The sequence below is a fragment of the Verrucomicrobiota bacterium genome (genome assembly GCA_016871495.1).
In the GTDB taxonomy this organism is placed as follows: Bacteria; Verrucomicrobiota; Verrucomicrobiia; order Limisphaerales; family VHDF01; genus VHDF01.
The window spans coordinates 21,080-42,758 of record VHDF01000017.1; the positions used below are offsets into that span (position 1 = coordinate 21,080).

Annotated in this window: 15 protein-coding genes and 1 pseudogene; 4 read left to right on the top strand and 12 right to left on the bottom strand. The window is 61.7% G+C overall.

The window, feature by feature from the left end:
* Positions 1-100: 100 nt before the first annotated feature.
* The 6 genes from FJ404_05785 to FJ404_05810 all read right to left on the bottom strand — a co-directional run bounded on the left by FJ404_05785 (position 101) and on the right by FJ404_05810 (position 9,178).
* A complete protein-coding gene (locus FJ404_05785; protein ID MBM3822385.1) occupies positions 101-2,200 on the bottom strand; it encodes a leucine-rich repeat domain-containing protein in 2,100 nt (699 codons plus the stop codon).
* Between the two features lie 291 nt (positions 2,201-2,491).
* The gene (locus FJ404_05790) at positions 2,492-3,184 is read right to left on the bottom strand and encodes a hypothetical protein (protein MBM3822386.1); all 693 of its coding nucleotides are present in this window, start codon (positions 3,182-3,184) and stop codon (positions 2,492-2,494) included.
* Between the two features lie 30 nt (positions 3,185-3,214).
* Positions 3,215-6,592, bottom strand: a complete 3,378-nt coding sequence (locus FJ404_05795) for an ABC transporter permease (GenBank protein ID MBM3822387.1) — start codon at positions 6,590-6,592, stop codon at positions 3,215-3,217.
* Between the two features lies 1 nt (position 6,593).
* Entirely contained in the window at positions 6,594-7,295 is a 702-nt protein-coding gene (locus FJ404_05800) for an ABC transporter ATP-binding protein (GenBank protein MBM3822388.1), read from the bottom strand.
* 2 nt (positions 7,296-7,297) lie between these two features.
* On the bottom strand, positions 7,298-8,566 hold the full coding sequence (locus FJ404_05805) for a phenylacetate--CoA ligase (protein ID MBM3822389.1): 1,269 nt from the start codon (positions 8,564-8,566) through the stop codon (positions 7,298-7,300).
* Between the two features lie 48 nt (positions 8,567-8,614).
* Positions 8,615-9,178 (bottom strand): hypothetical protein, encoded by a 564-nt coding sequence (locus tag FJ404_05810; protein MBM3822390.1) that lies wholly within the window; start codon positions 9,176-9,178, stop codon positions 8,615-8,617.
* A gap of 506 nt (positions 9,179-9,684) precedes the next feature.
* Between FJ404_05810 and FJ404_05815 the strand changes: the two are divergent.
* The 4 genes and pseudogenes from FJ404_05815 (at position 9,685) to FJ404_05830 (ending at position 12,522) form a co-directional block, all read left to right on the top strand.
* A pseudogene (locus FJ404_05815) lies at positions 9,685-9,897 on the top strand (hypothetical protein).
* Between the two features lie 137 nt (positions 9,898-10,034).
* Positions 10,035-10,835: a thiazole synthase gene (locus FJ404_05820; GenBank protein ID MBM3822391.1), complete on the top strand. Its 801-nt coding sequence runs from the start codon at positions 10,035-10,037 to the stop codon at positions 10,833-10,835.
* Positions 10,836-10,912: 77 nt separating this feature from the next.
* A complete protein-coding gene (locus FJ404_05825; GenBank protein MBM3822392.1) occupies positions 10,913-11,845 on the top strand; it encodes a carbohydrate kinase in 933 nt (310 codons plus the stop codon).
* A gap of 116 nt (positions 11,846-11,961) precedes the next feature.
* Positions 11,962-12,522 (top strand): HAD family hydrolase, encoded by a 561-nt coding sequence (locus tag FJ404_05830; protein MBM3822393.1) that lies wholly within the window; start codon positions 11,962-11,964, stop codon positions 12,520-12,522.
* On the opposite strand, the gene FJ404_05835 is transcribed toward FJ404_05830, so the two are convergent.
* The 6 genes from FJ404_05835 to FJ404_05860 all read right to left on the bottom strand — a co-directional run bounded on the left by FJ404_05835 (position 12,519) and on the right by FJ404_05860 (position 21,678).
* Positions 12,519-13,070: a hypothetical protein gene (locus FJ404_05835; GenBank protein MBM3822394.1), complete on the bottom strand. Its 552-nt coding sequence runs from the start codon at positions 13,068-13,070 to the stop codon at positions 12,519-12,521. The genes FJ404_05830 and FJ404_05835 overlap by 4 nt on opposite strands.
* 12 nt (positions 13,071-13,082) lie before the next feature.
* Positions 13,083-13,754 carry a hypothetical protein gene (locus FJ404_05840; GenBank protein MBM3822395.1) on the bottom strand — a complete coding sequence of 224 codons (672 nt, stop codon included), beginning with the start codon at positions 13,752-13,754 and terminating at the stop codon, positions 13,083-13,085.
* Between the two features lie 474 nt (positions 13,755-14,228).
* Positions 14,229-16,463 (bottom strand): molybdopterin oxidoreductase family protein, encoded by a 2,235-nt coding sequence (locus FJ404_05845; GenBank protein ID MBM3822396.1) that lies wholly within the window; start codon positions 16,461-16,463, stop codon positions 14,229-14,231.
* Positions 16,460-18,067 (bottom strand): molybdopterin oxidoreductase, encoded by a 1,608-nt coding sequence (locus FJ404_05850; protein MBM3822397.1) that lies wholly within the window; start codon positions 18,065-18,067, stop codon positions 16,460-16,462. Before FJ404_05850 ends, FJ404_05845 begins: the two co-directional genes overlap by 4 nt.
* A gap of 17 nt (positions 18,068-18,084) precedes the next feature.
* A complete protein-coding gene (locus tag FJ404_05855; protein ID MBM3822398.1) occupies positions 18,085-19,827 on the bottom strand; it encodes a NirA family protein in 1,743 nt (580 codons plus the stop codon).
* A gap of 3 nt (positions 19,828-19,830) precedes the next feature.
* Positions 19,831-21,678 (bottom strand): sulfite reductase subunit alpha, encoded by a 1,848-nt coding sequence (locus tag FJ404_05860; GenBank protein MBM3822399.1) that lies wholly within the window; start codon positions 21,676-21,678, stop codon positions 19,831-19,833.
* Position 21,679: the final 1 nt, after the last annotated feature.

Below are 21,679 nucleotides of genomic sequence, written 5' to 3' on the forward strand. Positions count from 1 at the left end.
TGCCCACGCAGAGCAGCCTGCCCAACCTGCGAGGGGTTGGGGATGAAGACGCGCATGTTTGGAAATCGACGCGTGTCGAGTCAACGACGTCACGCTCGATCTACGGGCAAGGGAACGGACTGAGGCGGCGGACGCGGTAGAATCGATGGGGGTTTTGGGCGGAAGGTCCCGAGTCCTGAAGGAACGTGGCGGCGCCAAATCGGTTTTGAATTTGGCCGGCCAGGATCCAATGGCCCATGTCACTGGACTGCTCGATATCGTAATCGCCGGGCGGACCCCAAAGATCGAAGCCAAAGTCGACCTTCGACGATACGGGTTGAGATAGAGTGACTTCCGCCGGGTAAAGTCGAACGGCCACCCCTTGTGACTGGTAAGAGTCCAGGTCCCGTTTCAGTCGATACGCGGCCGCTTGTTCACTGACAACCAGCCGGGTGACATTGAGCGGATCAACCCATAATTTCAGCAAATTCGGCAGCTCGGGTCCGATTTCGATTTCGGAATGTTCATTTTCCCAGACATCGGCGACCACGAGTGATGGAAGCCGTCGGCTGGCCCGGATTTTGGAGATCGCGTTGCCCAGCGAGGAGAAGTATTCCAGATATTCGAGCCCGCAGGGAATCGTGGCGTTGGTGAGCCCCGTTTCCATGAAGAAGACGGTCTTCAGCGAGGGCATGCGGGAAAGGGAGGACAGGTCTCTCGCGGGCGTTCGGATCAGGCTCAGGTTGGCAAGTTGCCTTGCAACTCCCTCGGGGAGGTCGAATCTGCCCAAGGCGCAACTTTCGAGGGTTAGAGTGGACAATTTGGAGGCTTGCCTGAGGAATGACCAGTCTCCCCGTGAGTAATCCTGAAGAGTCAGTTGGGTCAATGTCGCGGGCAGCATGGGAATCGCTTGGGGAGCGTCCTGAAGGCTGATAAACAAATTGGTCAGTTGCACCAGAGGTGCGAGCACCTGGGTCAAATTGGAATTGTTTGAAGGCAGCGCAAGCGAGGTCAGCCCGGACAGTTTGCGGAATGCTTCGATGGATTCGAGTCGTGAGATGTTGATGTCCAGATATCGGAGCCGCGGCAATTCTCCCTCGATTTCAAACCGGACCAGCGGATTTCCGCCCGCATGGAGTTCGATCAAACGGGTCATGTAACGGGGAATGACGAGAGAGGAGATTCCGCACTCCCTGACCACGATGTTGGTTGCCGTCGCGAGCGCCAGCGAAAAATCGAAGTGCGGGAGATGAGCTCCCTCTAAGGAAAGGTATTCGAAACTGGGCAACGAGGCCGGCAGATCAAGGCGGTCGAGTCCGGTGAAATCCAACAACAGTTCCTTCAGTTTGGGGGCTTGCGCGGGCAGTTGAAGCCGGCGAAGTGGATTGCGCCGAAGGCTGATGGATTCCAGGAAGGGGGATGCAGCAGGCAACACCACTTCTGCTAGCTCGTTGTCCCACATCGAGACCCTGATGAGCCGGTTTGCCCGGTCATCGATCCGGAGCAAGGCAATTTGAGTGTCTGAAGAATGGATCCGTTCCAGTTTGGGCAGAGCAGTCCCCGAGAGATCGAGCGAATCCAAACGGCATTTATAAATGTCGAGTTCCTCAAGCGCCGGTAACTCCTTGGAAAGAGAGAGTTGCGCGAGCGAGTCCCCGGACACCTGGATCAATCTCAATTTCGGATAAGTTCCCGGAAGGACGAGTTCGGACAGCTTGGTTTCTACCAAAGTCAATGCTTCAAGGGATGCGGTTCCAGCGAGGAAGACCAGATTGGTGATCATACAATCCCAAGCGATGAGGGTGGTGAGCTTGGTGAGTGTGGCCGGAATGACGATGGAGTCCAGAGGGTTACTGACGAGTTGGATGGATTCGAGTTCGGTGAGTTGATCGAGTCCGTCGAGGCTCCGAATTCCGCGATCGGTCGCCTGGAGATGCCGGACGTGCCGGAGCACCGAGTGAGGCAGGGGGTCGGAATCTCCGAGGCCCAATGCGCCGCGGACCGCGGCCGCCAGTCCAGGATCAGGAAACTCGGCCTGTTCTGGGACTGTCGCGTGACCCGTCAGCATGATTCCCGCGAGGAGGGCCAAGTGAGCGAGAGCCACGCGGCCGGGCACGAGACGCAGCCATTCGAGCAGAGGATCGAGGTTCGCCAGCTTCCGTGATGATTGAAGCTTGTGAGGGGCGTCGCACGTCGCGTTGAATGGGGCATCGAGCTCCATTCGATGGAACTGAAAGCAGAATGGGGTGAACTGACAGGATTGTTCGAAAAAATGGTTGGGTCAGCCACAGGGTGGTGTGGCCTCTGACAACAATTCTAACTTTAACATGGAAACGGGAATTGATCAGCATCGATCTCTCGCAAGATTGTGCGCATCTCAACGCCGCTGAATCACCGTGACGGCAGCGCTGCGCCTGGACGCCTGAAGGGCGTTTCTCCGTGGCTTGGCCTCCTTGTGAGAGCCCAAGTTCGGATCCGCAGAAAACACTTTCTCGCGGGGTCGACGTTCTGATCAGTTGTCGGCTTGGGCTTCGCCGACGCGCAGGTCGTCGAAGCGAATGGGGGTATTTGCGAAGGGACTGCCCCACAGCGAGGCGCGCCCGGGAATCGGTTCTTCCTTCTCCTCCCAAGCGATGCTCCACGCTTTGGGTTCCTCGGAACCTTCGGTCCAAACTTTGCCTTGGACCTTCCACGTGGCGGGTGTTTCGGCCTGTTTGCGGATCTGCAGTTTGAAATGAGTCCATTTACCCGACTGCCAGTCGAATGGAGAGGACGCGCAGGCGTGGTCGCCCTTGAACAGTTCGATGGCTTTCTTGGCGGGACTGACCTGGAGCCGGTATCCTCCGGCCCCGTTCAAACCGAAGCCGAAGGTGGGAAAGCGACGCCCCTTGGACGTGCCCAAGCCGCGTCCGGAAACCTGCAATCCTTCCTTTTCCGTCATGCCGAAGAGCACTCCGAAGGTGTCCAGTGGGGCGCCCGGCAGCTCAAGAAAGCGGTTTCCGTTCTCTTCCTTGACGCCGAACGTTCCGTTGAGGACGAGGAAGTCGTCAGGAATTTGGTCCACGGCGGTGGAGGTGAAATCACGTTGATAAACTCCTTTGGAAAGGGCGAACGCGTGCCAGGCGGAGGCGAGAGCGAGCGCGGTGGCGAGAAGGGCGGGCGCGATGGGGGAGCGTCCGGAACGTGAGGGGAAGTTGAGATTCATAATGAATTCCAGGGAGAGGAGGCGGCGAATTTAGACTTGGCGGCGGAGAGGTTCCAGAAGTTCCCCGCGGGTTCCGCTTCGGGCCGCGCACCAGACCCAAAGCGCACCGTTGACGGCGATGAGGGCAAGCGTGGCGGTGATGGAAGCGAGGGGAAATTCCGAGGCTGGCTGGGTCAGAGCGGGATAGACGGCCACGGCGGATGCCAGCGTGCCGATGGCCATGCCCCAGAGGAAAAGAGTCAAGTGTTCGCGCAGCATGAGTTGGCGCACCGCCGAGGCTTTCCAACCCAGGGCCGAGAGGAGGGCGAGTTCAGCCCGGCGTTCCAGGATGGCGCGCAGCACGACGATGCCCACCCCGAAACTGCCAAGCAGAAGGCCCAGTCCACCCAGGACCTGGAAGGTGTTGAGATAAGTGTTTTGCACGGCGTTGTAGGCGGCCAATCGTTCGACCGCCGGCGTGACTTCCAGACCCAGATCACGCAGGACCTGCGAAAGGTGCGTGCGCACGGCACCTACCCGGTCAGACGGGGCATCGACGAGAAACATTCGATATCCAGTGGCGGAAGGGAAACGATCGAGAAAGTGTTTCTCGGAGATGACGAGCTGGCCTTGAAGGATCGATCCTGAGACCGCGCCGACGAGCAGCAGCCGGAAGGGCCGGCCTTTTTCATCGGTCATTTCGAGAGTGTCACCCAGGCTCTTGCCGAGCGCCCATTGAATGGAGGCGGCGTCGCCGATGGCGGGCACCAAGGCGGGGTCCGACGTGGAATCCAGCAGGCTTAGCCACGGGGCGTCGCGATGTTGAGCCTCGAGCAGCCGCGAAAACGTGAATGCTTTTCTCGATTGCAAAAGGGCGGGATCAACTCCGAGCAACCGCGGTTCTTGCGCGCGGTTCAGATTCAGGCAGCTCGCATCTTCCCCTTCCCGTACTCGGAACGGGACGAAATGGACATTCGTCAATGCTTTGCCGTCCAGGTTGTGGAATTCGCGGCCTTCTTGGGCGTTGAGATCATGAACCACGGGATGGCTGCTTTCGGCGAGGAGGGCAAAGCCACCCGTTCCGGAACCGCGGTCCTGGGCATCGCGTCCGGCATCGAGGCGATTCGCGCTGACGGCCACGATCATGAAACCGCCACAGGCGAGCAACCCGGCCACCGCGAGGCTTCGCTTGGGACGCCGCGCCAGGTTGCGCGCGGCCAACGCCGCGGAATGAAGGAGGTCATTTCCGGCATGATCGAGTCGGCCCAGGATGGAAGACATCGATCCCAACCCGGCCACGAGCAGCAGACCGCCTGCACCGAAAAAGAGCGCGGGCGCGGATCCCGGGCGGGCCAATCCCATTCCCGCCAGTGCAAGGCCGGAGAGTCCTGTGATCCAGGCTATCGAGGTCGCGGTCGATTGTTTCCCGGGTGCCGAACGGGAGGGAGGCAGCGCGGCCCATTCCACGTCTTGGGGGGAGAGCAATTCGCGAGCGGGGCGTCGAGCGGTGCCGTGGATGGCGAGCCAAAGCGTGGCTGCCGCCACGAACCAGCCGGCCAGGTGGCCGATCAACATCGTGGAGGGTGAAGCATGAAACTGAAGCGAAGTGGTCCCGACCGCGTCTTTCCAAAGATTGGCGAGCCCCCATAACATGAGACGGGCATAGGCGACGCCGCCGAGCAAGCCCGCCACCGACCCGATCCAGGCCAGGACCATGCCTTCGCCGAGGAGCATTTGTCGCACCCGTTGGGCAGGCCAGCCAAGCGCGAGCAGCAGTCCCATCTCGGAGACTCGTTGCTCGAGTCCGAATTGGAACAGCAGCGAGGTCAGAAGGAGCGCGGATAGCACGAGGAAAAAGCTGAAGCCGATGAAGAGCTGGCCGAAGTCTTGCCCTCCCGTCGCGGCCGCGAGCGCCGGGCCCCGCACCTCTTCAAAACGCAATCCGAGGGACAACGGTGACAACGTTTGAAGGAGTTGAGTTGCGAGCGTGTGGGTGGACACTCCTGTTTCGTGGAAGCGGATCGAAGTGAGGTTGCCGAATCGATTGGACCAGAGCCTTTGTCCAGTCTTGAGGGTGACGAAGGCCTTGGGGGTGCCGCGTTTCTGTTCCCAGTATTGATTGTCTTTCGTTCGAATTTTGTCGAAGTCGATGGGGAAGCCCGCATCCCATTCGCGGCAGTTGTTGGCGGTGGCGAGACCGGGAAAATCGGGCATCAGGAGGGGGTCATCATGCGGGCCCTGCGCGGGGAGGATGGCGCGGACGGTGAAGTGGGTGGTTTGTTCCTCCAGTTTGCGCATGGCTCCCACCACGTAATATTTTAGGGAAAGGCGGGAACCCGGCTTGAGTGCGAGATCATCGGCCAGCCACGGGGTAACCAGGATTTCATCCTCGCCCAAATCGGGTGGCATCCAAGGCGCGTCCGTGGCGGTGACCATCGAGTAGGGGGTCTGTTGATCCCCCGAGGCCAGGTCGTTGACGAAGTAAGTGAGGACGCGGTGTTGGGCGGCGGGGAGCCGCAGGGCCGCTTCGATAATCGGGGCGTCGAGGAAGACGCGGCTGGAGCGGAGTTCGGGAGGCCGGTTGGATTCGGCGGGCCGGAGGGAGAGGGCGGCGTCGTCGAGATTCCAGGTTTGAGCCAGCACTTGGTTGGCGAGTTGAACCGTGTTGGAGCTCGATCGCGCGGGAAGGGGGGATTCACTTTTCCCATTCGAGGTTGAGGAAGTCCGGACAGCGTCATCTGGAGCTGCGGCCAGGTAGAGATTGGCTTGGCCGGGGGTGTCCACGCGTGATTGCAGCCAAGCGCGGGAGACGAATGCGTTGAAGGGTGGGACCTGGCTGGCGCGCAGGCTGAATCGTCCGAATTGCGCGTCATCGAGCACCTGGACGACGCGGGCGCGCAGCGCGACCGTGGAATCTTCCTGCGGGGAAATGGGGGCGTCCCGGGAGAGTTGGGAGGGTTTGGCCACGCGGAGCACCACGAAGTCGCCGGACTTGGCACCGAGTTGCGCGGCGAGACGGAGATTGAGGAAGACCTCTTCGGGCTGAGGTGAGGCGGGGGGCGACGAGCCGGGGGCGAGGGACCAGAAATCGGGCGATACTCCGGCGACCTGGATTTGGTTGGCGCGGGCGGATCCGTCGGAATGGGCGGCGGCTCCTGGCAGCAGGAGCACGGCGGCGGCGGGTGTGCCAAGTTTGGCCTGGATTTCTCCGGCCAACGATTCACGCAACAGGCGGTCATCCGCGCCGAGGGCGATCTCAGTGCGGCCCAGCCGTGAAAGCGCCATTTGCAGCAAGCTGTGACGCACCGAATCACCGACGACGAGGGCGCCGGTCAACACGGCCGAACCGATGGCGGCGCCGAGCACGACCCCAAGGTGATTGCGGGCGAAATGGACGAGGCTGCGCAGGGCCAGCGTGCGCCGGTTCATATCAGGCGGGAGTGACGGGTTGAAGTTTTCCGTCGCGAAGTTCGAGAGTCCGGTCCATCCGCCGCGCCAGTTCTAGCGAGTGAGTGACGACGAGCAGAGTGACGCGGAGTTCGCGGTTCAACTCGACGAGCAGATCGGTGAGATTGACGGCGGAGGGACGGTCCAGTGCTCCGGTGGGTTCGTCGGCGAGGAGGAGCTTGGGTTCGAGAATCAGGGCGCGGACGACGGCGACGCGCTGGCGTTCGCCCCCGGACAATTGGGCGGGGCGATGATGGATGCGGGATTGGAGTCCGACGCGGGTCAACAACCGTTCGGCGCGCCCGGCCAGCCGGGATTGATCTTCACGGGAGCGGGGAGAAGCCAGGGTGGGAATGAGCACGTTTTCGAGCGCGCTGCATTGAGGCAGGAGGTGATGCGATTGAAAGACGAAGCCGATTTGGCGGTTGCGAAACTCGGCGAGAGCGTCCCCGGCGAATCCGGACAAGCTTTGCCCTTCGAAAAGGATCTGGCCGGAAGTGGGAGTGTCCAAGGAGCCGAGGAGATGCAGGAGCGTGCTTTTGCCGGAGCCGGAAGGGCCGATGATGGCGGTGGAGGTTCCGGCCTCGAGGGTGAAATCGAGATCGCGCAGGATGGTAACGGGAGAGGCGCCTTCCGCGGCCGGGAAGCTTTTCGAGACGCCTTGCAGTTGGAGCAATGAGGGCATGGTTAGAGATCGCCGTGATGAATCCAACGCCGGGCTTTCATTTCATAGCGCGGCAAGGAGCCCCTGGATTTCGCGGCGACCGGAATTCGGAGTGAAAGGGCGCTTTCGAATTGCGTCTCCAGACGGCGGGCGAGTTCCGCGGAGGCTTCGGGGGCGGCGTCGAATTCGACGTCCACCGCCAGTTCTTGGAGTTCCCGGTGGCGGGAGACATGGACTAGGAATTCGAGCACGGGTCCGGAGGATCGAACGAGCGATTCGATGGCGGTGGGGTAAATATTCACACCGCGGACGACGAGCATGTCGTCGGTTCGGGAGAGGATGCCCCCTTCCAGGGCCAGTTCGATGGAGCCGCAATCGCAGCGTTCGCGTGGACGAGGTTTGACGATGTCTCCGGTGCGATAGCGAAAGAGGGGCGAACCGGCGCGTTCGAGTGTGGTGAGCACCAGTTCGCCCGGTTGTGATTCGGAAACGGGCTGGCCGCTGTGGGGATCGATGATCTCGGCGAGGAAAGCGGACTCCATGACGTGCAGCCGGCCGGCGTGTTGGGGGCATTGGTAGGTGACGGGGCCGGTCTCGGTCATGCCGTGGTGATCGTAGACGACGCTGCCGGGCCAGGATTGTTCGATGCGCTGCCGCGTGGCGGGAATGCTGCCTCCGGGTTCGCCGGCTACGATCCATTTCGAAACCCTGGCCTTCGACGTTTGGACGCCTTCCTCCCGAGCGGTCTCGGTCAGGCGCAGCGCGTAGGATGGGGTGCAACAAATCGTGGTGATCCCAAGGTCGAAGATCAAACGGAGCCGGGCGGTGGTGGAGAGACCGCCGGCGGGAACACAGCAGCAGCCCAGCCGGTGGGCTGAATCGAAGGCGAGCCAAAATCCAAGAAAGGGGCCGAATGAGAAGGCAAAGAGGACACGGTCGGCGGCGGTTGTGCCGGCGGCTTCGAAAATGCGGGTCCAATGCCGGGTCATCGCTTCCCAGCTTTCGAAAGTGTCGAGCCAGCGGAGCGGTTGGCCGCTGGTGCCGCTGGTTTGATGGCAGCGCGTGTAAGCCGGGAGAGGAAAATTAAGCGCGGTACCGAAGGGGGGTGTGGCCTGCTGGTCGTCGCTCAGTTCGGATTTGGTGGTGAAAGGGACAGCACGGGTGAATTCGGCGAGCGACGAAACTTCGCGCAGTCCGCCAAGGGATGCCCACTTTCCCTGGTAGAAGAGATTCCTCCGCCGCGTCAAGTCGAGCAAGCCGCGGAGCTTGTCCCATTGCGTGGACGCCAGCATGTCGGGTTGAACGCACGTGGGATCGAGCATGGACGGCGGGCGTTCGAGTTAACCTGCGGAGGGAGTTTTGGGTGAGGCGGGAGCTGACGCGCTGGGGGCTGGTTTGGCGGCGGGTGGATTTGGTTTGTAGAAGGTGACGAGGCAGCCTCCGACGGCGGCGAGGACGATTCCGAGGTAGAACTGGGGTTTGATGCTGTTCAGACCGCCGGCGGGAGGGTGGAGAGCGATGGAGACGAGGGCATTTACGATCGGTGCTCCGGCGAAAATGATGGACATCACGGTGGCGGGAACGCCTTTGGCGCCGAAGGCCAGGAGGACACCGAAAGCACCGACGGCGCCAACGATGCCGGCGATGAGCGACCACCACATGCCTTTGGGGGGATAACTCCAGGAGGCACCCTTGGCTATAAGGAGCGCAAGTGGGGCGAGGACCGCGGTGAGGAAGTAAGCGATGCCGACGAAAAGGAAAGCTTTGTAGCGACCGTTGACGGGATCGCTCATGCCGATTTGGCCGGTGTGGAGGAACACGCCATAAACGCCCCAGGAGGCGACGGTGAGAAGAGAGTAGAACAGCCAGGCGAGGCCGGGTTGGGAGGCTTGTTGCGCGAGCATCATGGGCCGAGTTTAGGTTTGGATACGAAGTCCGGCAATGGAATAACCAGTCCCGATGGGTGGAGCGGTGCCTCCGCAAGCGGACGGTCATTGGGCCTGCTGTTGACGTGCGATGGCCGAGTTGTTCCAAGGGCTGGACGGCTCTCACGGAGGCACCGAGACACGGAGAGAAAGGATCCGAAGCCGAGATCGATGTCCCCAGCAAACTTCCCCCCTGCTCCAATCTCCTCGGTCCAACCACGTCGTCACGCTGTCCACGATGAGGCGCCGTGAACGGCGGGTCCGGGGATTGCGGTTTCACGCCGGGGGAGTGGTTTTGTGCGGCTCCATGCGCTTGGCGAAGCGACGCGATCGACCGGCAGCAACGTGGATTCATCGGAGTTGAAATTTGGCACTCAAAAATTCTGGCTTTTGAAGCGCGTTCGAGGCATAAGAGGCATGGAGGTTGTCCCCAGTCTAGCGAAGGCATAAAGCCCGTCCCTGTGGGCATCCTATTGTACCTGATTATGACCAAAGACAAACCTGTACACGAGGTCCGGATTGGCACCATCAAAGCGGCCATCTGGAAGAACGAAACGACCGTCGGCCACCGGTTCAACGCCACCTTTTCGAGGATCTACAAAGAAAAGGACGCCGACGAATGGAAGTCCACCGATTCCTTTGGACGCGAAGATCTGCTGGTTTTGGCCAAAGTCGCGGATCAGTGCCACACATGGATATTCGGCCAGGCGCAGGAGGGTGGGGAGGAACGTCGGACGGCGGCGCCCCGCCGCGATTTTCGCGAAAGCCGGGATCCACGTTGAAGGCATAGGCTGGGCTCGACGGCGTGGAGGGCTGAGATTTATGCTCCGCGCCGATGTTCTTGTCTGTTCAACCCATGGTGATCGCGGGGCGGGAATTCCGGTCCCGGTTGATCCTGGGGACCGGTAAGTTTTCGTCTCCCCAGGCGATGCGCGACGCGTTGGACGCGAGCGGGGCGGAAATGGTCACAGTCGCCCTGCGCCGCGCCGACTTGTCGGGCACGGGCGATCCGTTTGCCGATATTCTGGAGCACATCGATCCCAAGCGGTATTTGCTCTTGCCGAACACGAGCGGGGCGATGGATGCGCGGGAGGCGGTGCGGTTGGCCAAGTTGGCGGCGGCGGCGGGGCTGCCCCGCTGGATCAAACTGGAGATTCATCCTGACCCGCGGTACCTGCTTCCGGACCCGATCGAGACGTTGAAGGCGACTGAGATTCTCGTGGGCGAGGGGTTCACCGTGCTGCCTTATATCAACGCTGATCCGGTGCTGGCGAAGCGGTTGCAAGAGGCTGGAGCGGCCACGGTGATGCCGTTGGGGTCGCCCATCGGTTCGAATCGGGGGCTGCTCACGCGGGACCAGATTCGCATCATCATCGAACAGTCGACGGTGCCGGTGGTTGTGGACGCGGGGTTGGGCGCGCCGAGCCATGCGGCCGAGGCGATGGAGCTTGGAGCCGACGCGGTCCTGGTGAACACGGCGATCGCGGTGGCCGGGGATCCGTCCGCCATGGCCCGCGCCTTCGCCGCGGCGGTGCAGGCGGGGCGGGTGGCCTATGAATCCGGACTGGGTCCGGCGAGCGGTGTTGCCTCGGCGACGAGTCCCCTCACGGGGTTTCTGGAGGCGGGGCTGGCGTGAAGAGCCTTCCAACAGCCCGCGTGGCCCAGTTGCTGCGCGCTTTTCGGAGGCGACGCGTGCTCGTGTTCGGGGATGTGATGCTCGATCAGTTCGTCCATGGACGTGTGCGGAGGATTTCCCCGGAAGCCCCGGTGCCGGTGGTGGAGTTTGAGCGGGAAAGTTTCATGCCGGGTGGGGCGGCCAATGTGGCTCGAAATTTGACGTCCCTGGGGGCGCGGGCGGAGATGGTTGGAGTGATCGGGCGCGATGCCGCGGGTGTGCAGCTTCGGGGCTTGCTCGAGCAGCACCGTGTCGATTGTTCGGCGCTTTTTCCTTCGCAATCGCGGATGACCATCAAGAAGACGCGCATTATCGCGCATCAGCAGCAAGTCGCGCGGGTGGATCGGGAGCGCATTCTGCCCCTGACACGGCACGAGCACGGGAGATTGTGGGACGCGGTGTCCGAGCGTTTGCCCGGCGTCGATGCGGTGATCGTCGGAGACTACGGGAAGGGGCTTGTGACCCAGGCTTTCTTGGATCAGTTGACCATGGCTTGCCGGGAACGAGGGGTGTGGTTGAGCCTTGATCCCAAGCCGATCCACGCGCTGGAGCTGGGAGGTTTATCCTTGCTGACTCCGAATCGGAAGGAAGCGTTCGAGTTGGCGGGACGTGTGGACGATCAGCGCCAGGCGAATCCTTTGGTGGACGCGCCCTTGCTGGAGGTTGCGGACTGTTTGTTGCAGAAGCTTAAGCCGGCCTTGCTTCTGGTGACGCTGGGTGACCAAGGCATGCTTTTGTGCCAGCGCGGTGAGCCGGCGGTTTATATTCCCACGGCGGCGCGCGAGGTCTTCGATGTTTCGGGGGCGGGCGACACGGTGATTGGGGCGTTTACGCTGGCGGTGGCGGCCGGGGCTTCGCCGCTGGAGGCGGCGATCTTATCGAATCACGCGGCGGGAGTGGTGGTGGGCAAGTTCGGGACGGCCACGGTTTCTCCCGGGGAGCTGGCCGCCCGGTTTCGAAGGAGTTCATGAAGAGGGCAGCCGTTCTCATTTTGGTGGGTAGGGCGCGTCACTCCGTGCGCGCCGCCTTTGGAAACACCTGGTTTCGGCGCGCAGCGGAGTGACGCGCCCTACCTTGATCAGTCAAAATGAGAACTGCTGTGAAGAGGGCTGTTTTCCTTGACCGCGACGGCACCTTGATCGTCGAACGGAATTATTTGAGCCGCCCGGATCAGGTGGTGTTGTTTCCTGACACGGGCCCTTCGCTCCGGCGCCTGGCAGAGGCCGGATTTCGTTTGTTCATCGTGACGAACCAATCCGGTATTGGACGCGGCTATTACACCTTGGAGGACATGCACGCGGTGCATCGCCGGCTTGGCGAGATGTTGCAGGAGCACGGAGTTCAGTTTGACCGGATCTATTTTGCACCGGAAGCCCCGGAGGAGCCGAGTCGCGGCCGGAAGCCATCTCCGCAGTTCTTGTTCGACGCGCGTGATGAGTTTGGCCTCGACCTGGCTCGATCCTATATGGTGGGGGACAAGTTGCTGGATGTTGAATGCGGGCGGAACGCGGGAACCCGGTTGAGTCTGCTGGTGAAAACCGGCTATGGAGCCGATGTGATTCGAGCGGGCGAGCCTTTACCTCGCGAGTCGCGCGTGGTGGAGAACTTGACCGAGGCAGCCGACTTGATCCTGGCCGATGCCGGCTAGTATTTTCGAAGCAGGGCGGCGGCAATGCCCGCCAGGACGACGAGGAGGAGCACGAAGAACACGATGAACCGGCGGCGTGCGACGCGTTTTTCGTAACGCATGGCACGCAGGCCATGGACGCTGCCCGCGGCCAGATAATTGACCAGTTGCGGGTTGGAAGGCGTGGAGGTCTTGAACAAGCTGGCGAGGCGGCTCCAGAGGGCGGGGAGGTCGTATTTGCGCACGCCCAGTTCATTGAAATGGGCGGGAGTGGTTCCCGCCTCTTTGCCTCCATGGAGTCGTTTCGGATCCAAGGGCTCGAAGATTGGATCATGTCTGAGCGGCTTGGCGGGACCTGCTGGGGCAGAGGGAGGAGTGTATGAGGTTGCGGGAGCGGGGCGAGTGTCCGGCGCCTTTCGAGCCGGCGTGGCGGGAGTTGCCGCTTTGGACGGGCCTGGAACCGTCCGTTGCTGCTCGATCGCGATTTGTTTCTTGATGGCGGCGAGCCGTGCTTCCACGGATCGCTGTCGCGAGTCGATCGGATTCGACTTGGAGTTGAAGATCCCCATGAGGCCCGAAAATCAGGAACGCTTGAGCAAGAGGGCCACCAGGGCCAGCAACACCAGCGTGGCGAGCACCGCGAGAGGCAAGGTGAAGGCCAAACCCAAACGGCAAGCGTCCCCCAAACTCAATCGATTCCAAGTTTCAACGGGAGTTCCTGGGGAAACGTTCCGGTTCGGATCCAGACCCGTGGCGTCGGGGGAGGCGGGGTTGAGCACGTCGAACTTGATGCGGGCGCCGTTCCATTCCATTCGGGCATTTTCGATGTCGGTGAGCGCTTTAGTCAGTTCCACCTGATAATTCTCCTCGCTCCATGATTGTTCATGAATCGTCTGGACCTTGGCCAGGGCGGCGCGCAGATCCGCAATGGACTTGGACATTTGCTCCGCGCTGCGTTGGGCCGAGAGCGTCTGTTCCTCAAGGATGCCGATGCCGCGGGTGAGATGCCGGATCATTTCCTCGCGGCCGGTTTCGAGTTCGACGCGGCGGCGGCGGGCTTCTTCGAGGGCGGCTCGTTCGCGTTCGAGCGCTTCCTGGGCACGCTTCAATTGGGCGAGTCGTTCCTGGGTTTCGCCGACTTTGCTCTCGAGTTCCTCGCGGGTTGGCGGACGGTGGACGCCAGCGGGAACAGCGCGCTGAGCGCTTTGAAAATCGCGGTCCACAAAGTCCGTGTCGTCGTATTCTGGAGGCATGGGCGAATGTAAGCCCGGTTTCCGCGTTCTGTAAACGCTTACCTGCGCTGGCTGGATGGGCTTGGGGAAAATCGCGCCATGACGAGTCCTCGACACCGCTGGGGAGAGTCGCCTCTCGAAACTGACGGCAAAGCAGCGCAGGCTATCGAGTCGACTGCGGAGCGCGGCTGGGTCGGAGACCCGCCGCAGTGCGCGGATCGGTCGGAACACTCCAGATTATTCAACGTGCGGCCGCTGGTCGAAGGACGACACAGCCGCACTCCGGGTCAAAAGGAGAACGACTGCGAAAGAAATCCTGCTTCCTGACAACCTCAGCTCAACGGAATGTCTTTCGTCCCTCCGGGCTGGGCCGTCCGTCAATTCCACCGAAAACAGCGAAGCACCCCTCCACTTTCGGCAGGCTTTTGACGCTCAAGCTTTGGCGCATCTCGACGCTGCCGAATGGCCGATTCCAAGTTTAAGAACGGATGAGGATCACAGGCGCTGTGCCGTGGCACTCAGCCTGACGGCGCAGTGTTTGTAGCTGGGTTGACGCGAGTGGGGGTCGACGGTTTGCAAGGTAAGGCGATTGGTTTCCGGGAAATGCATGGGCATGAAGAGAGTTCCTGGGGAGACCGTGGCCATGACTTGTGCTTTGACTTCCACCGATCCTCGACGGGAAGCGACTTGGACCCTGGCTCCGGGGGTGATGTTCAGCGCTCTCGCGTCCGCGGGGGAGATCTCCACATAGCATTCGCGTGGAGACAATTCCCGCAAGAGAGGGGATCTCCCCGTCCGCGTCAGCGTGTGCCATTGGGCGCTGGACCCTCGCCCGGTGAGCAGGACCCATGGATACTCGGAACAGGGCGGTTCGGCGGGTTCGCGAGGGGGTTCGAAGAGAAATCGCGCCTTCCCATCGGGCGTAAAAAAGACGCCGTCTTGGAACAGGCGCCTTTCGGGTTCCCGCGGGGTGCTTGAACCAGGCACTTTTTCGGGATCGGGATACGGCCACTGAATGCCGCCGGCCGCGTCGAGGTGGTCGTAACTGGCGATCCCCGAAAAATCGCAAGGCCTTCCTCGGCTTAGTCGTTTGAGAATCTGAAACGTTTGCTCAGGAGAAGACCACTCTTTGAACCGTTCCGAACAACCCCAGTACTCGGCCACGAGCTTGAAGATGTGGAAATCCGCCAGTGCTTGGCCTGGAGCCCGCCGGAGTTTGCGAGTGATGCCGATCCGCCGCTCGCTGTTGATTTGCGTTCCTTCCTTTTCCCCCCAACCCGCCGCGGGCAGGAGGAGGTGGGCTTGCCGGGCGGTGTCGGTGTCCCGGTAGAGATCCTGCACCGCGAGAAACTCGAGCCGTGCCAAGGTGGACCGGAGCCGGCTTTGGTCGATCCACGAGTGCGACGGATTGGTCCCGATGATCCAGAGGGCCTTGATGCGCCCCTCATCGATGCGGTCCAGAATCTGATCATAGGCAAGCGAGGCTGAGGTCGGAATTCGCTCCGGCGGAATGTTGAGCAGCGAAGCGACTTCGCGGCGATGCGCGGAATCCGCGAAATCGCGCCCGCCCAGGAGGGAAGTCGCGTTGGCGAAGAGGCGTGATCCCATCGCGTTGCATTGTCCCGTGATGCTGTTAGCACCCGTGCCCGGCTTGCCAAGATTGCCCGTCATCAAGGCCAAATTGATGATCGCTTGCGCGGTGCGGGTGGATTCGTGACTTTGATTGACACCCATGGTCCACCAAAAGCTGCATCGGCGTCCCGGTCGCAGTGAATTCCAGAAGGACTCCAATTGTATCGAGTTCAATCCGGTCTCCGCGGCGACCCGTTCGAGGGTGAAGGGAGCGACGAAGGTTTTGAACGCTTCGAATCCCGAAGTGTGCCGGCCGATGAATTCGAGGTCGAGACCGTCCCGCCGGACGAGTTCCCGGGCCGTTCCGTAGAGGAGGACGAGATCAGACTTGGGTTTGATGGGAAGGTGCAGTGTGGCATTCATCGCCGTCTCCGTCCGGCGCGGATCGATGACCACGATTTCGGGTGAGCGGCGATTCTTGAGGACACGCTGCCAAAGGATGGGATGGGCGACGCAGAGGTTGGAGCCGATCAGAACGAGGGTGTCCGATTCTTCGAAGTCGGTGTAGGAGAAGGGCGGCGCATCGAATCCGAAGCTCTGTTTGTAAGCCACGTGAGACGTCGCCATGCATTGACGAGTGTTGGAGTCTCCATGCATCCCGCCCATGCCAAACTTGAAGAGGGCACCCAGCAGCGCCATTTCTTCCGTGGTGATCTGGCCGGTGGACAAAAAGGCGACGCTTTCAGGTCCGTGGTCGTTGAGGAGGCGCTTGAACTTGTTGCAGAAAACGCGGAGAGCCTCGTCCCATCCGCAGGCGACGAAGGAATCCGACGATGTTCCCCGGATCATCGGACACAGGAGTCGCTCGGAGGTGGTGAGGGGCGCGAGGGCTTCCCACCCCTTGGGGCAGGCCGTGCCCGCGTTCACGATGGCATCGGGTGAGGGCGAAAGGTTGACGGCTTGTCCCTCTCTCAGGTGCGCCACAAGTTCACAACCGGTGGAACAAAATCCGCACACAGTGCGAACCAGAGTGTCCGGTGACTTGCCCGCCGGTATTTGCGATGGCAAGCCGGGGTGCGAAACGCGGTCGAGAGAGGAAGTCAGGGGTCCGGTCCATGCTCGACGCCATGTGTTGGACGGGGTTTCGGTCGAATTCATGGCGCGATCGAGCCCGGCATTTTGTCTGGCGCCGAGGCGGCGAAGAACAGACGCCGTTCGAGGAGTTCACCCGCCAGCGCCAAAATGAACCCCAGCGCTGGAATCAAGCTTGGAACAGGAGTGTGAGACGCGCCCTGCAACACTGGAAGGATCAGTCCGCCGAGGCTGCCGAGAATCCAACGCGCGATGAATGCGTTCCGCAACGGGCCTTGAATCAGTTGGGCGGCTCGATAGGAGGTTGGATTCGATATCGAATGGGCACTCCGCGCTGAGATCAGGGGGGCCAGTTCAACGGTCGCTTTGGCGGTAAAAGCGAGGAGGGCGGCTGAGGTCAACGCCTGACCGGCAGGAAAGACCAGCAGCAGCAGCGCCCCGAGGAGGAATGCGGTGAGCACGAACTTGGCAAAGGTGGGGACCATCCGCCAGGACCTCCGTCCGGTTGCCGCATAAACCATGGTTTGGGCGAATAGGCTCAGAACTCCGGAAAGGCACAATGCGACACTCCACGCCAAGGGAGAGTTCCAGCGAGGGGTCGCGACCTGCATGGCCAATCCCCCTGCGGCGAGGCACGCAAAGAGACCGAGAGCCATGGCTTCGCGGCTTAACCAGGACGTTCGCCAGCCCAAACCGATGCGCCAGGCTTTGAGCGGTTGGCCGAGGTGAAAGACACTGGCGGCCATGCCCAGGCAGAAGAGGCAGGTGCCGAGGAGGAAAGGATCTCGGCGCGAGGCGGCATCAAGCAGCCAAGACAGACACAGCGTGCCGATCCCGGCTTGAGTCAGAACCAGCATGAAGACCAACGGCCAGTGAGATTTCGCCACGCGGGTTTCATGATGGTCGGCCGCGTGCAACGGGAGTCCGGTTCTTCGTGTCAGGTACCTTGTCGTGGGCAGTGTGATTCGCGGATCGGGCGTGTCGGGCAACCAGGGATTGGGCTGCGAAGCCACGTCCAATGCGATCCGAACCTGCCGGACATCTTGATGCACGATGCGGATGGCTTCGTTGGGGCAGCCTTGGACGCAGGCCGGCGCTTCACCCTCCTCAAGGCGGCCGTGGCACATGTCGCATTTCCTAACGATGCCCAAAGCTTTGGAAAATTGGGGCACCTCGTAGGGGCATGTGAGCGTGCAATAACTGCATCCGATGCACTGGTCGTCCAGATGATGAACGATTCCCGTGTGGGGATCCTTATCGTAAGCCAGAACGGGGCATCCCGACAGGCAGCCCGGTTCCAGGCAATGGTGGCAGGCGGTGGTTACCGTCTGCTGCACGAAGCGGTGGTTCGCCGAGGGCCAGAGATGGTCCTCGCCAGCTTCCACGCTCGTCAATAATCCGACCGAACGCCACGTTTCACCGAACTCCAGTCCGTTGAGTGAATGGCATGCGGTGACGCATCCCTTGCAGCCGGAGCAACGGTCGAGATCGACTTCGAAGGCGAGTTGCTCATGGTCTCCGGGCGGACGGATGGGAATGAGATCCCGATACGTTCGCTGGGGTGATCGAGGAGCCCATTCTTCGTGCCAGAGCGAGAATCGCTGCGCGGCTCCCACGGAGCTTTGCTCCGCGAGCAAGGCGTCGATCAAGGTTGCAGGCTCGTTTTTCATGCGGGGCGGCAGTCCGTCTAGCCCAGGAGTTCTTGCAGGGTTCGAACATCATGCCGTGTGGTGAAGCCGCGAAACGATTCGCCTGGATGGCGATGAGCGAGGAACCCTTGGAGGATCTTTTCCATGGTGAAGGGCAGCATGGCCACACTGACGCCTTGAAAGAGCTGGCGTCCGACCGTGGTTTGGGATCCGAACCCGCCGCCGACAAAGATGTGATAACCTTCGACGGATTCGCCGTTGACCTTCACTTTTGCGCCGAGCAGTCCGAGGTCACCGATGTAGTGTTGTGCGCAGGAATTCGGGCACCCGGTGAGGTGGACGTTGACGGGCACGTCGAGTTGGACTCGCCGGTCCAGGTAATCCATGAGTTCCAGCGCGTGTCCCTTGGTGTTGGCGCCGGCGAATTTGCAGTAGCTGTTGCCGGTGCAAGCCACGAAGCCGCTCCTAAGATTCGATTGGCGGGTGTCGAATCCAATCTTCTTCAGTGCTCGCGCCACGGTCTCGATGAAGGCCTCGCGGATGTTGGGCAGGATGAGGCTTTGCCATACCGTGAGCCGGATCTCGCCTGACCCGTAGAGTTCGGCGAGTTCCGCCACACGCCGCATTTGCTTGGAGGTGAGCTGCCCCACCGGAACGGAGGCGCCGATCCAGAAGAGCCCCGCCTGTTTTTGGGGATGAATGCCGACATGAGGGTGAGGGCGCGGGACTCGTCGATTTTCTTCCTGATCTTCAAAGCCATGAACTCGGGGCAATTTGATTCCGAGTTGTGACTCCGTGGCTTCGAGGAATTGATGGAGACTCCAATGTTCCAGCAGATGTTTCAGTCGCGCCTTCTTGCGATCGGAGCGGTTTCCGTTTTGCAGATAGACGCGCAGCATCGCGCAAGCAGTGGCGACGAGCCGGTCGGGAGGGATGAGCACCCCCAAATCGCTGGCGAAGGCCTTGTGGCCGGTCGCCCCGCCCACCGCGGCGCGAAAATAGACCCCGGGGGGAACCTCCGCCGGCCCCGCGGGCACGCGCACCGCGCGAAACCCGATGTCGTTGGTCTCTTCCAAGGTGGGGATCGATCCGCCCCCGTGCAAAGCGATGTTGAATTTGCGGGGAAGGTCGTAGAACTCGCGCTGATGGAGAATGCAGGCGGCCAGCTCTTCGACGAGGGGCAGGGTCTCAATGAGTTCCTCGACATCGACGCCGCTCGTGGCATCGCAAGTGAGATTGCGGACATTGTCCGCGCCGGCGCCTCGAGTATGCAGCCCGATGGCTTGCACCCGGCGGAGAAACTCGGGCGCATCCTTGGGCTGGATCAACCTCATTTGCAGGTTCGATCGCGTGGTGATTTGGATGTAGCCGCTGGTCAATGTGTCCGCAATCGTGGCCAGTTCGCGAAGCTGGAAGGAGCGGAGCGCACCCCCGGGGATTCGAAGCCGGGCCATGAACCCCTCCTTGGTGGGAGACAGGTAGAACAAGCCGTGCCACTTGAATCGATAGGTGTTCTCTTTGTCCGGCGCTTGATGGGCGGCGGCGTGCTGGAGGAGGAGTGGATAGCTGTCCAGCGGGTGCAACTCGCGCTTGAGGCGTTCCTCGGGGATCAAGTCAGGTTCGGACGGAAGCGCCGACGGCATGTCGGGGATGGGGGCAAGATCGGAAAACCGGTATCCACGGTTCTTCAATCCGGCGAAAAACCCGTCGAGATAAGCTCCCTGTCCCTCGCTGAGCGTTTCGCCCGCGGCGGTGTGGAATGGGATGGTCGAGTCGGGCATGGGTCAATAAACGTCCTTCTCGTAGCGATGTTCCTGGCGCAATCGGTTCACGTAGTCGGCGGCCGCGGAGGGCGAGCGGCCTCCGGCCGTTTCCACCACTCGATGCAGGGCGCGGTCCACATCCTTGGCCATGCGTTTGGCGTCTCCACAAACGTAGAAGTGCGCGCCCGCATCGAGCCAGGACATCAGTTCTGAAGCCTGTTCGAGCATGAGATCCTGGACATAAATCTTGTGTTCCTGGTCGCGTGAGAACGCGAGGTCGAGACGGGTGAGAAAACCGCCCTCCCGCCAGGCCGTGAGTTCCGCCTCGTAGAGAAAGTCGTGGGCTCGGCGTTGATCGCCGAAAAAGAGCCAGTTTTTTCCCGTGGCACCATGGGCGCGGCGTTCTTCCAGAAAAGCGCGAAAAGGCGCGATCCCCGTCCCCGGGCCCACCATGATCACAGGGCGGCTGCCATCGCCCGGGAGGCGGAAATGCCTCGATGTTTGCACGAATGCCGGGACCGGTGTTTGGTGGGGAACCACCCGGTCCGCGAGCCAACAGGAAGCGACTCCCTTTCTGAGACGTCCGTGAGATTCGTAGCGGACCGTGGCGATGGTGAGGTGAACTTCGCCGGGGTGGGCCTTGGGCGAGGAGGAAATCGAGTACAAGCGGGGCTGCAACTTGCGAAGCAGATCCGGGAGCTCGTGAAGTTCCAGTCGCGAACCCGGACACGCTTTGAGCACGTCCACCAAGTCGCGTCCGGCCAGCCACGATTCCAGGTCCGCTTTGCGACTGGGATCGCGCATGGCCTTCAGGTCGCCTGAGGCGGTTCGTTCCAGCGCGGTTTGCACGAAGGCCTGCGTCGGTTGGGTGATGACGAGTTCGGACAAGAGGGCTTGATGGAGGGAAATCGTCTTTCCTTCACCCAGCGTGACGGGCTCTTCTCCCCGATAACCGAGCGCCGCCAGGAGCTCTTCCACCAGGACCGGACAATTGGAGGGAAAGACGCCGAGCGCGTCTCCGGCCTCGTAATGCAACGAGTCCGTATCGAATTTCAAGATGACATGGCGGGTGTCCTTGGCGGATTCGGCGTGATTGAGCCGAGCAGCCGAGACCAGGGAGCACGGCACGGGCGATGCTCGTGTTCCCCGGACCGGGACGGTGTTGCGGCCCGGCGGAGGGGCCAGCCTGTCGATCGAATCGGCGCTCGCGCCCGGGGATTCCGCGATGGATGTCGGGAGGGTGTCCCGGTTTGGCGGGGACGATGGGGCGGGACTCAGGGCAAGGGACTGCAAGGCCGGCCACAGCGAATCCGCCCAGGCTTGCGCCGCAGACTCGTAGTCCACATCGCAATCGACTCGTGCGGTGAGGCGGCGGCCCCCCAAGGCTTCGAGACGTTCGTCGAATTTGCGTCCCGCCCCGCAGAAATCCGTGTAATTGCGATCGCCCAGAGCCAGCACGGCGAACGGCCAGTCTTGAAGGATCCTGCCGGCCTCCGAACTCAGCCACTCCCATCCTTGCGCCGCGTTGTCCGGAGGATCCCCGTCTCCCCAGGTGCTGGTGATGATGAGGAGCGGTGCCGGCGGAATGGCGGAGGACAGTTCGTTGAGGGGGCGAACGGCAGGCATGAAACCGCGCGTGCCGGCGTCCTTCGCCAGCCGGCGGGCCAGTTGTTCCGCCGTGCCGCTTTGGGAACCGAAGAAGACATGGACCGGCGGTTTGAGCGTGAAGACATTCGAGGAGAGATGAGCGGACGGCGATTCCGAGGCTTCATTGAAAATGCCCGCAAGGAACCCATTAATCCAGGCACGCTGTCGGGGCGTGAACGGGGCACTTTCGGGGAGCGCAGGAATGGGCAGCCGTCCGCTCATC

Coding starts and splice junctions, on each gene's coding strand:
- FJ404_05840 (MBM3822395.1), bottom strand. CDS start 13,754: ATGCCTCCAGAATACGACGACACGGACTTTGTGGACCGCGATTTTCAA.
- FJ404_05850 (MBM3822397.1), bottom strand. CDS start 18,067: ATGAAAAACGAGCCTGCAACCTTGATCGACGCCTTGCTCGCGGAGCAA.
- FJ404_05845 (MBM3822396.1), bottom strand. CDS start 16,463: ATGAATTCGACCGAAACCCCGTCCAACACATGGCGTCGAGCATGGACC.
- FJ404_05860 (MBM3822399.1), bottom strand. CDS start 21,678: ATGAGCGGACGGCTGCCCATTCCTGCGCTCCCCGAAAGTGCCCCGTTC.
- FJ404_05830 (MBM3822393.1), top strand. CDS start 11,962: ATGAGAACTGCTGTGAAGAGGGCTGTTTTCCTTGACCGCGACGGCACC.
- FJ404_05820 (MBM3822391.1), top strand. CDS start 10,035: ATGTTCTTGTCTGTTCAACCCATGGTGATCGCGGGGCGGGAATTCCGG.
- FJ404_05805 (MBM3822389.1), bottom strand. CDS start 8,566: ATGCTGGCGTCCACGCAATGGGACAAGCTCCGCGGCTTGCTCGACTTG.
- FJ404_05795 (MBM3822387.1), bottom strand. CDS start 6,592: ATGAACCGGCGCACGCTGGCCCTGCGCAGCCTCGTCCATTTCGCCCGC.
- FJ404_05825 (MBM3822392.1), top strand. CDS start 10,913: ATGCTCGATCAGTTCGTCCATGGACGTGTGCGGAGGATTTCCCCGGAA.
- FJ404_05785 (MBM3822385.1), bottom strand. CDS start 2,200: ATGGAGCTCGATGCCCCATTCAACGCGACGTGCGACGCCCCTCACAAG.
- FJ404_05790 (MBM3822386.1), bottom strand. CDS start 3,184: ATGAATCTCAACTTCCCCTCACGTTCCGGACGCTCCCCCATCGCGCCC.
- FJ404_05800 (MBM3822388.1), bottom strand. CDS start 7,295: ATGCCCTCATTGCTCCAACTGCAAGGCGTCTCGAAAAGCTTCCCGGCC.
- FJ404_05810 (MBM3822390.1), bottom strand. CDS start 9,178: ATGCTCGCGCAACAAGCCTCCCAACCCGGCCTCGCCTGGCTGTTCTAC.
- FJ404_05855 (MBM3822398.1), bottom strand. CDS start 19,827: ATGCCCGACTCGACCATCCCATTCCACACCGCCGCGGGCGAAACGCTC.
- FJ404_05835 (MBM3822394.1), bottom strand. CDS start 13,070: ATGGGGATCTTCAACTCCAAGTCGAATCCGATCGACTCGCGACAGCGA.